Annotated in this window: 9 protein-coding genes and 2 pseudogenes; all 11 read right to left on the bottom strand. The window is 35.3% G+C overall.

Translation table 11 applies throughout. The features are described from left to right. Nucleotides 1–321: 321 nt before the first annotated feature. On the bottom strand, nucleotides 322–1,110 hold the full coding sequence (locus KH943_RS07205) for a retron system putative HNH endonuclease (protein WP_304109516.1): 789 nt from the start codon (nucleotides 1,108–1,110) through the stop codon (nucleotides 322–324). After that, a complete protein-coding gene (locus KH943_RS07200) occupies nucleotides 1,094–2,671 on the bottom strand; it encodes an AAA family ATPase (protein WP_304109514.1) in 1,578 nt (525 codons plus the stop codon). Before KH943_RS07200 ends, KH943_RS07205 begins: the two co-directional genes overlap by 17 nt. Beyond that, nucleotides 2,661–3,617, bottom strand: a complete 957-nt coding sequence (locus tag KH943_RS07195) for a retron St85 family RNA-directed DNA polymerase (RefSeq protein WP_304109512.1) — start codon at nucleotides 3,615–3,617, stop codon at nucleotides 2,661–2,663. The genes KH943_RS07200 and KH943_RS07195 overlap by 11 nt, the downstream gene beginning before the upstream one ends. 262 nt (nucleotides 3,618–3,879) lie before the next feature. Continuing rightward, a pseudogene (locus tag KH943_RS07190) lies at nucleotides 3,880–3,987 on the bottom strand (IS3 family transposase); the annotation flags it as partial. A gap of 44 nt (nucleotides 3,988–4,031) precedes the next feature. Further along, complete coding sequence (locus tag KH943_RS07185) at nucleotides 4,032–4,214, bottom strand: helix-turn-helix domain-containing protein (protein ID WP_304109510.1); 183 nt, start codon at nucleotides 4,212–4,214, stop codon at nucleotides 4,032–4,034. Between the two features lie 459 nt (nucleotides 4,215–4,673). Beyond that, nucleotides 4,674–5,315: a dethiobiotin synthase gene (bioD, locus tag KH943_RS07180; protein ID WP_304109507.1), complete on the bottom strand. Its 642-nt coding sequence runs from the start codon at nucleotides 5,313–5,315 to the stop codon at nucleotides 4,674–4,676. Between the two features lie 9 nt (nucleotides 5,316–5,324). Further along, the gene (gene bioC / locus KH943_RS07175) at nucleotides 5,325–6,107 is read right to left on the bottom strand and encodes a malonyl-ACP O-methyltransferase BioC (RefSeq protein ID WP_304109505.1); all 783 of its coding nucleotides are present in this window, start codon (nucleotides 6,105–6,107) and stop codon (nucleotides 5,325–5,327) included. Then, nucleotides 6,095–6,742: a pimeloyl-ACP methyl esterase BioG family protein gene (locus KH943_RS07170; protein ID WP_304109502.1), complete on the bottom strand. Its 648-nt coding sequence runs from the start codon at nucleotides 6,740–6,742 to the stop codon at nucleotides 6,095–6,097. Before KH943_RS07170 ends, bioC begins: the two co-directional genes overlap by 13 nt. 9 nt (nucleotides 6,743–6,751) lie before the next feature. Continuing rightward, the gene (gene bioF, locus KH943_RS07165) at nucleotides 6,752–7,894 is read right to left on the bottom strand and encodes an 8-amino-7-oxononanoate synthase (protein ID WP_304109500.1); all 1,143 of its coding nucleotides are present in this window, start codon (nucleotides 7,892–7,894) and stop codon (nucleotides 6,752–6,754) included. Between the two features lie 8 nt (nucleotides 7,895–7,902). Continuing rightward, nucleotides 7,903–9,192, bottom strand: a complete 1,290-nt coding sequence (bioA, locus tag KH943_RS07160; RefSeq protein ID WP_304109519.1) for an adenosylmethionine--8-amino-7-oxononanoate transaminase — start codon at nucleotides 9,190–9,192, stop codon at nucleotides 7,903–7,905. A gap of 21 nt (nucleotides 9,193–9,213) precedes the next feature. Then, nucleotides 9,214–9,405 (bottom strand): annotated as a pseudogene (locus KH943_RS07155) (lipoprotein-releasing system transmembrane subunit LolC); the annotation flags it as partial. Nucleotides 9,406–10,264 lie beyond the last annotated feature (859 nt).

Below are 10,264 nucleotides of genomic sequence, written 5' to 3'. Positions count from 1 at the left end.
GTTTCCGTGATGTTCGAAATAGAAATTCACGACTTGTTGTTTGAAAAGTTGATTATATTTAGTCATAAAAAATCTGCACCTTAGTGAGTTGGTTGTTTAGTCCAACTTTTGGGGTACAGATCATTATTTTATGTACCATATTTCTTTATTTTTGTAATTTGGCAAAAATGACTATTTTTTGTTCATATTCCAAAAGGAGTGATTAAAGCCTTGTAGTATAAGGCTTTAATCACATTTTTACTAACTATTTTGCCCTATATACCTTTTAAAATCAAAGCTTCTGAATAATTATTAGCAATCTTTATTAACTAACTCTAAGTTTTATCCTGAAAAATTATTTGTTTGTAAATAATTTTCAGCATGAGAAGACAATAAAATACGGTATGTTGTAAAGAAAGAATGGTATTTATCATTCTTTTTTGCTAGGAAACGGCTACATAGTTCTTGGAAAATAGCTGAGTTTTCATTTTTCTTAGCTATATTAATGAGATTATTATAATTTTTAATGTGGGCTTTTCTCTTCTGTAATAACCGTATGCAATTCAAATTTAACACTTTTATAGTATTGTCAACAAGTTCTACTGTTGTTTTAAAATTATTTATGTTAAAACTAACTTTTTCACAAATTTTTTCATTTGCTAAAATATGTCCCGTAACTTGATTAATTTTAAATAAACAAGGAAATGCTGGCATATCAATTGGGTTTATAAGATAACCTTCGACATTATTTATCTTAGATAATCCGATTTCTTTATATTGATCACAACTTAAATTTTCTGGAGTAGGAAATATAATTTTATTAGATTCTTTTCCTCCTGTACAGCAACCAAGTAAGTTATTCCAATCTAAAGCCCAATTCTTATTAGAACCAATATCTCTTTTAGGATGGAAATGTTCAATCATCTGAGTTATATAGTCATCATCTCCTTGTGAACAGGAAAAATCTTGTTCACAATAAGCACATATCCCTCCTTGATCTTTAAAAATTTGTTTTTTTACTCTTTTATAAGATTCTTTATTTTCTCTGAAAGCTGTCCAAGTATAAGATTCACTTGTGCTTCTATAATTTAGTAAAACATTTGGTATGCTTGACTTATTGACCTTCTTCATATAAAGACTTTTCCCATTCTTTATTTTCGATAATTAACTTAGCTTCTTCTAGAGATGGTTCATTACCTTTAAAGTTTTTTTCTAATTCCTTCTTAAGCATTATTGCTTCTTCAGAAGTATATTGATTTTCATTTACTAAATATAAATACCGCTCTAATTTTTCTTTTATTTCATTATCTGATCTTGAATTTATATTATATAAGAGTGTATAGATACTAGCGTATTCAGCACCATATGTACCAAAATCAAGATGTTTACCTGCTATAATCTGATTACCTTTAATAAGGTAAAGATTTTCATTTATGATTGAACTAACAATAGTTGGAGTATGCGTAGTTAAAATAAATTTAGTATTTTTAAAGGTACGTTCTAATTTAGAAATAACTTCTTCTTGCCATTGTGGATGTAAGTGAAGTTCTAATTCATCAATAATAACAATCGCTGGAGTATCAAGAGGATTTTCTTTATGTGGGTTTAAGATAAGCATACGTCTAACAAGATCTCCCACTAAAGATATGATTGATTTTTCTCCTTGAGACAATTCTGACAAAGGAAATTGTGAACCATCTTGCTTTTTAACTATAAATGGATAGGAAAGATTTCTATCTATTTTTATATCTATGATATTTGGAATAAAAGTAATAATAATTTCTTTAATCTTCTGTAATTGTTTTCCTTTTTCTGTGTCTACTTCATTATTATTTTTTACGTTTTCTAGTTTAGAATAAATAGATGCTATTGAATTCATTTTTTTTAGCAATTCATTAGCTGCATTTAATCCAGTTAACATATCGTTGTCATATGAATCTAGTTCATTAACTTTCCCTTCTATATTAGCTAATTCACTTTTAACACTTTCTAATGCATTTACTAGATCTTGATTATTAGCATCATCTAAATACTTAAACCATAATAAAAAATCATTAAAATTTAATGTGCTTTTTAGTTTCTGTGGTATCGCATTTAATCTTTCTACTTTAGATATAAAATCTGCTTTATCAAATTTATCTTTAGTTTTTAACGATGAGCGTTCTACTCCATAAAATAAATAAAGAGGTAAATCTAAATTATCTTTAGCTAGTATATAGCTATATAGCGTACCTAATTTTTTCGCCTGTATGAGCGTGCTAGAAATTGTCTTAGGAGAGCCATTAGGTGATCTTGCAACGATAACTTCAGTTAATTTATTTTTAGCATATCCTAAATTTAACTCTATTAAAGCTGGTTGATATGGATCATTTTTCTTGTTTATATCTCTTTCTTCTATTACATCACCTGAATCAGTATTCTTATTATAAATAGCACTATTAATTTTACTTAATGATGTAGCAATAGCATCAGCGATAGTTGTTTTACCACTAGCATTAACGCCCACAAATAAAATTGGTTTTTTATTGTCTTCAAACTTAACTGATACTTTATCAGAAAATGCTTTGTAATTAACAATCTGAACATCAAGCAAACTAAATGGATTTTGAGAAACCAATTCCATTAGTTCATCTGGAGGGAGTGTTTCTCCATCCCAATTTTTATATAGTTCAAGAATGTCTTTATTTTTCATCTAAAATTCTCCTGATAATTTCTTTACCATATTTTAATTCTAACCTAACTATAAATGAAGGTTCTATATTTTTAGAGAATACTAGCAATCCTTTTAAACGAGGTATTAAATCTTTAGATAACTCGTTTATCTTATACTTATAAACTAGGCTAAAAATATATCTTTTACGTTTTCTACCGATGGATATACTCCCTTGTGAAGTAAGTGTAATGCCTGTAATAAATTTATTATAGCCAGGTGATATGATAACTGTTTTTAATTCGTTTAATATAATTCTTCCATTAAACAACTCGTTAAGTTTTTCTCGAATAACTGGAATTATAGTTTTTAATTCATTTTTATTATTCCCGCTAATTGATATATCATCAGCATATCTACTATATTTCATTGATTTTGATTCGCAGTATTCTTCTATTTCTTTATCAAAGAAATACATGACGGCATTCGATATTGTAGGTGAGCTTGGAGCCCCCACGCTTAATATAAGTTTTTTGTGTGAATTGTCTTTTTTATTAGGATTCCAGAAAAAAATATGATTAATTAACCATTTGTCATCCTCATTATAATGAATACCTATTTTATCTAGATACCTAGTGAAGATAATGTTATTTATACTGTTAAAGAAATCATGAAAATCTAATTTTAATAGGAATTTATTTTCTTTATGAGTTTCTGCGTTTTGAGCAATATTCCTTCCTTTTCTATATGCATAGGCAGATTTATGAATTTGCAATTGTAGTAATTCTAAGAGTTTTTTTTGTATTTCTTTTAGTTTTTTGGTCGGGTGAGCTATTGTCCTACGCCCCCCTTTTTTCTTGGGTATAGAATAAACTTTATAAGATATAGGAGCTGTAGGCGTAAGAGCTATCAACTCATTAAGTTTAGAAGAAAATCTTTCGCCTTCGTGTAATTTATAAAATAGCTCAAATTTCCGTTTGGATTTCACTAGATACTCTCTATTGTATATAAAAAAGGGGCCTTAGCCCCTTAACCTTTTACTAATGGAAGCGAGACAAATGTCAAGCAACTTATTCAGAGTTGCTTGACATTTGTCTCGCAACCCTTATATGCCCAATATAAATACGTTGCGGCTAAACACCGAACTAAAGCTAAGCTTTCATAGACATACGCTAAAAGGTGTTCCTAGTATAACAACTTCCTAGGTTTTCGGCAAATTTAAAATGATCTAACCCCAAAAAGTTAGACTGTTATTTAAACGATTGCTTTCGATATTGTATCGGACTCAGTCCTTTTAATTTTAATTGGATTCGTTCTTCATTATAGTACCGCACATAATCATTGATAACCTTTTCGAGACATGCTTTGAGAAATCTTATTTTTCGCTAATAGGCGTTGATAGCTAGGCATTTGATAATGGATTTATCGCCAATCCATGAGTGCCTGAATATTTGTATTGTGCAATCCAATATCTAACGGTTTTTGCCGCTAAGTTGAAATGCTTTAATGTGAAAGCAAGGTTTTCGTGATGTTCGAAATAGAAATTCACGACTTGTTGTTTGACAAGTTGATTATATTTAGTCATAAAAAATCTGCACCTTAATCAGTTGGTTGTTTAGTCCAACTCACTAAGGTGCAAATCATCGATTTAAAGAGGGTTTTTGCATATTATTTTGCATAGGGTTTTGGAGATTAGTTATGCAAAATAATTTATGAAACTATGCAAAAAATTTTGCGAGCTTACATTTTAAATAATGGCACGGCTTTACTACAGGCACGATCCATTCTCTCAAATTGGTAGCAAGGGCGACACCACGAAATAAGATGGGCAACCGTGCGAACATTATAAAATCCTCTTGTTGGTGGTATTTTACCTCCTATTGAGGACTGCGGGATTAGTATATCACTACACCTTCTTGATAAAACTTATTAATGTTTTGCATTTTAATAAATAGTTATTCATTTTTTACTCGTTTTAACCGTACTTTAGCGGCAGATAATCCCATCAAAAACTGGTGCGAGTCTATCACACTTTTCTTTCAGCTTAAATTTCAATACGCTCAAAGCATTCAAATCCCGTTTCAGGAAAATATCTTTTAAGATAACGTTTTAAATAGCCTTGTGTCTCTTGACTAATAATAGGATCATATTCTGGGTAACCGTTATACATGACACTTAATACTGAAATACCACGAGTACGACAAGCCTCTAAACTTAATAATGTGTGGTTTATACTGCCTAATTTTCCCGATGTGACTAAAATCAAAGGATAATTGTTTGACTGGATATAATCCAATGTCGTCTCTTCTTCACAATAAGGTACCATTAAGCCACCAGCCCCTTCCAATAACACATAATCATATTTTTCTGCCAAAAGTGCGGTAGATTTTTCAATGATTTTTGCTTCAATTTTTCTACTTTCTCGCTTTGCAGCTAAATGTGGCGAACAAGGATATTCAAAAACATAAGGGCAGGTTTTGCCTTGTAAATCTTCTTCCGTTAAATCAACCCCTTGAATCTTTCGATGCACAAGCAAATCATCAGCGATATTTTTACAACCTGTTTGAATCATTTTTTGTGTAATCACGGAAAAACCTTGTTCCATCAACTTTTTAGCATAAATGCCTGTTGCAACTGTTTTACCCACATCGGTATCAATCCCCGATATAAAAATAACTTTGCCCATAAATAGTCCTTACTGATTTCCAGCATGAGAATAACGTGCGATAAAAAACAATGGATGATAAGTCAGGTGCACTTTGCCCGACGGCATACTGAACGCCGACAAGTAATCGCCAATAAATCCATTGAGATTTTTTCTTGTCCAATTTTTTTGGTTCGTGGCTGTTACGCCTGTATATTTAAGGTGTTTGAGTACATCTAACGGCGTATCAAAGTCTAGTATTACCTTAAAATCCTCACACCATAAAAGCTCAAAATCTTTGGCTAACCAAGTCTGCCATTGGGATAAAGTCGGGTAATTTAAGCCTATATTTGTAATTTGGCGGACTTCTTTTAAATTGTCTTTGCCAAAGGTTGCAACCGCCAATAATCCGTTTGCTTTCAAGCCTGTTTTGCAATGAGCGATAAAAGCGTCGGGTTGATGAAACCATTGCACGGCAGATGCGCTTGCGATTAAGTCAAATTGTCGTTGAAAAGGAAAGTTTTCCGCATCGCCGCAATAAAAATCAAAGGATTGCGTCAGTTTTTCAGCCAGTTGGGGCTGCACATCGCACAAATCATTAAATAACCAATAATTCGCTGAAATCTGTTTTTGCAGCAAGGCACTCAACATTCCTGAGCCGCAGCCCAATTCCAACACGTTTTCCAATGGCATATCCGGCAAATAATCTTGCAAATGCGCCATTAGATTAATCGTCATTTTTTGTTGGATTAAGGCGTGCCGGTCATAATCGTTTAATGCTTTTTGGAAAGCCTGCCGAATGCGCGATTTATTTATGGCAGTCAGTGATTCCATAGTTCCGACCAATGGGTGAATCTTGAAAACAGGTAATGTCCGCCGTCAATTTCCCGAACGGTGCAACGCGGTGTCCAATACCGGTATTGGTTGGTGGGCATAAAAATTTTATCCTGCGAACCGATTAAGGCGTTTGTCCAGCGGATCAAATCTGTACGCCTATCTTGCCCGATTATTGCAAAAAGTGCGGTAAGTTCTTGATGAATTTCGTCAAACGGACGGGCGGAAAATAGTTGGTAACGTTCAAAAGATGCTTTATCGCCACAGATTCTGCGTTCAAATTTTAAACGGGTATTTTCTGTGAGATTGTCCAGTGTCGCTTTAAAAATAGTGTCAGGAATGCCAAAATTGTCATCACAGGGCAAACCTGTGCCATTCACTGCCGTTGCGGATGTTAATCTTATTCCTTGCAATGCCCTCTCTGCCGCCCAAACGCCCATTGACCACGCCACCAAACGGATGTGCCGATAGGCGGAAAAATCAAAATCCAAATTTAAATCTTGATAATCATAGCAAATCAATAAATCGTGATTTTCCGGCAAAATCAGATGATTTACAGCATCGGGCGGCGTTCCCCAACCTGCAAAATACAGGATTAAATTTCCGCCTTGGTAATCGTAAAATTTCATTTTCATATCATATGCTTATAAATGCATCGCAAACTGCCGCACTTCATCCGCCGTCATATCGGCGGTTAGAGAGAGGCGGATTCTGGATGTGTTTTTGGGTACTGTCGGCGGTCTGATCGGCAAACAATAATAACCCTGCCCTTGCAGATATTCCGCTTTGGCAAGGGCGGCTTCATTCCCGCCTAAAATATAGGGGACGATGCAGGTTTGGCTCGGCATTATTTGCGTCCTATGCGCCACTTCCCGCCGTAAAAATGCACTTAACTGCTCAAGACGGCTTCTTTCTTTTGAGAATTGCGGCAATCGTTCAAAAATAAAATAAGTCCAAGCCACATTAAACGGCGGCAATGCAGTTGAAAAAATCAATGAGCGCATTTGATTAACCAAACATTCTTTCAATACTTGGTTGCAGACGGCATACGCCCCCACCGAGGCTAAGGCTTTACCGAAAGTGCCGACCAATAAATCAATCTCGGCAATCAAATTATCCCGTTCGGCAATCCCCAATCCGTTTTGCCCATAAACACCGATTGCGTGGGCTTCATCCACATAAAGATAAGTATTGGGAAACTGTTTTTTCAATTGGACAAGCTGTTTCAAGTCCGCCACATCACCGTCCATACTGAAAACAGATTCGGTAACGATAAAAGTGCGGTCAAATTTTCCGACATTTTTTTCAAGCAGATTGTTCAAATGTTCATAATCATTATGACGATAACGGAAAAACGCACACCGGCTCAAACGGATGCCGTCAATCATACTGGCGTGAACAAATTTATCTGCCAAAATCAAACTTTTCGTCGTCGTCAAAGCAGGCAAAATGCCGATATTGGCGTGATAGCCGCTATTGAACAATAACGCGCTTTCCCGTCGGAAACGTTGTGCGACAAGCTGCTCAAGATCGGTATAAATAGGAAAGTTGCCCGTTAATAAACGCGATGAAGAACTGGTAAAAGAGGGAAAATTACCGCCGTATTGCTGCAAAAAAGACCGGTGCAAATGTTCATCTGATGCCAAACCCAAATAATCATTAGATGACATATTCAACATTTTGCGGTTTTCCCGCGTAATATACCGCCCTTGATGAATTAAATCCGGAATCGAACGATATTGATTTTGCGCGCTAAGCTGTTCCAGTTGCTGTTTGAAAGCATCCATTTTTCATCCTAATGTTCATATTCCTGCGTTAAAGCCAAAATCATGCCTTCCGTTAATTTCTGAAGTTCATCATCTTTAATCACAAATGGTGGCATCACATAAACCAATTTTCCGAAAGGTCGAATCCAAACACCTTGTTCCACAAAACGTGGGACTAAAGTTTTCATATTTACCGCACTTTTCATTTCAACCACCCCAATCGCCCCTAATACGCGAACTTCTTTGACATAATCTTTTTCAGCTAAAAGTGAAAGCTGTCGTTTTAAGGAATGCTCAATTCGCTGAATATTTTGCTGCCAAGTACTTTCCAACAATAAACGGATAGATTCCGTCGCAATCGCACAAGCCAACGGATTTGCCATAAAAGTGGGGCCGTGCATAAAGCATTTAGCCTCACCGCTACAAATAGTTTGCGCCATTTCAGTGGTCGTAATGGTTGCCGATAAAGTTAAATAACCACCTGTTAAGGCTTTACCGATACACATAATATCTGGCGAAATGCCTGCGTGTTCGGCTGCAAATAATTTTCCTGTTCGACCAAATCCCGTAGCGATTTCATCAAAAATCAGCAAAACGCCATATTGTTTACAAAGTGCTTGTGCTTTCACTAAATAAGTTGGCGAATAAAAATACATACCGCCTGCACCTTGCACAACAGGTTCTAAAATTAGTGCGGCAATTTCATTACCTTTTTCTCGAAGTAAATCAGCTAAAGGTTCAATCGCACAATCATTCCAAGATTCATTAAATGAAATATTAGGTTGAGGAAGAAAATACTGCACGGGCAGGCTTTGATGAAATAAATGATGCATCCCTGTGGTTGGATCACACACTGACATCGCATTCCACGTATCGCCGTGATAACCTGAACGAATAGTGGCAAATTTTTGTCGTTGTGGTTCCCCTTTTGCGTGCTGATATTGAATAGCCATTTTCATCGCCACTTCTACCGCAACTGAACCGCTATCGGCAAAAAAGATTTTATCCAATCCATTGGGCAAAATTTGTACTAATAATTGAGCTAATTCCACCGCTGGATCGTGGGTAAATCCACCAAACATAATATGGCTCATTTTTTCCAATTGATTCTGTGCTGCCGCATTTAAGCGTGGATGATTATAACCGTGCAACGCTGCCCACCAAGAAGACATACCATCAATCAAACTACGACCATCTTTTAAAGTTATCATCACGCCATCAGCACGTTCCACCGCATAAAGCGGCATATCAGAAGAAACTGAAGAATAAGGATGCCAAATATGTTGTGTATCAAAAGCTAAAAGTGATTGTTCATCCATCATTCATTTACCATTAAACATTTACTCGTATCGCAAGGCAGCGGCAGGTTCTACTTTCGCTGCACGATAAGCAGGATAAAGGGTAGAAAGTAAAGAAAGCAACAAGGAAAATCCAATGACAAACATTATTTGAATCAAGGATAATTCTGTCGGTAAAAAAACACCTTGAGGATTTACCGCACTTACAATCTCTGTTAAGTTCAAGGTAACTACGCTTATTCGGTTATAAATTGGTTACATCATTGAGCAATTGCTGATTTAATAAAGCGGATATACCGCCTTTCAATGTGTGAGCTAGTAAAAGCCCCCTTTTAAAATTCGCTTATAAAGCTCGTCATCGATAATTTCTTTTTTGATGAATCGCCCTGTGCTTATTCCTCGCTCAATTTTTTCTAGCGTTTCTATTCTCGCTTGCTTGTAAACGATATAGCTTCTATGTTTTATAAATTCGTGCTCGCCTTGCTCAATATAACAAGCGTTATCGTGTGGTTTATCTGGCTTTACGCTTGAGCAGTTTTTAATTCGTTGAACATTGTTACCCTCTTTTTGCTTTTTTGGTTCTCTAAGGTTCGATTAGGTCTTATTTTACTGATTTTTTAAACAGTTGCAACGTATCTATAAAAATCTTTATTTAATCACTTGCCTTGAACCATTGATATATCTATCTTTATTTCTAAAATAAGTGATAAAAGTGACTAAATTTTAAAAAGTTTCGTGGAGTTTTCGGGAATAAGAGAAATATAAGAAAAAAGCCTAGTATCATTGATCACAAATTCGGGCTTTTAGTGTGCTATCTCTATCAAGTTTGGATTGACGATGATAGAAGAAGGTACTTCTAGCTCATTTCGCTATAGGCAAAAGTATTTATAACGGATAATGCACTCTCAAACTTTGGACTGTTTCTGCCGTTTGGCTTCGTCCCTCTTGATTATTTCGTCCAACTTTTTAGAAAAGCCACCTCGACTTCTCACTCAAGGATGCGTAGGCGTAAAGGTTCTTCTTCTGTTTTTAGTGGGGGAGAGGCATTTTAGCGTATTTGGGTTTCATACTTGGGCGACCTTTAGGGTTCCAC

Source organism: Haemophilus parahaemolyticus (genome assembly GCF_018373095.1).
GTDB lineage: Bacteria > Pseudomonadota > Gammaproteobacteria > Enterobacterales > Pasteurellaceae > Haemophilus_A > Haemophilus_A parahaemolyticus_A.
The sequence above is the reverse complement of the archived record's forward strand: the minus strand, read 5'-3'. Positions and strand labels throughout refer to the sequence as shown.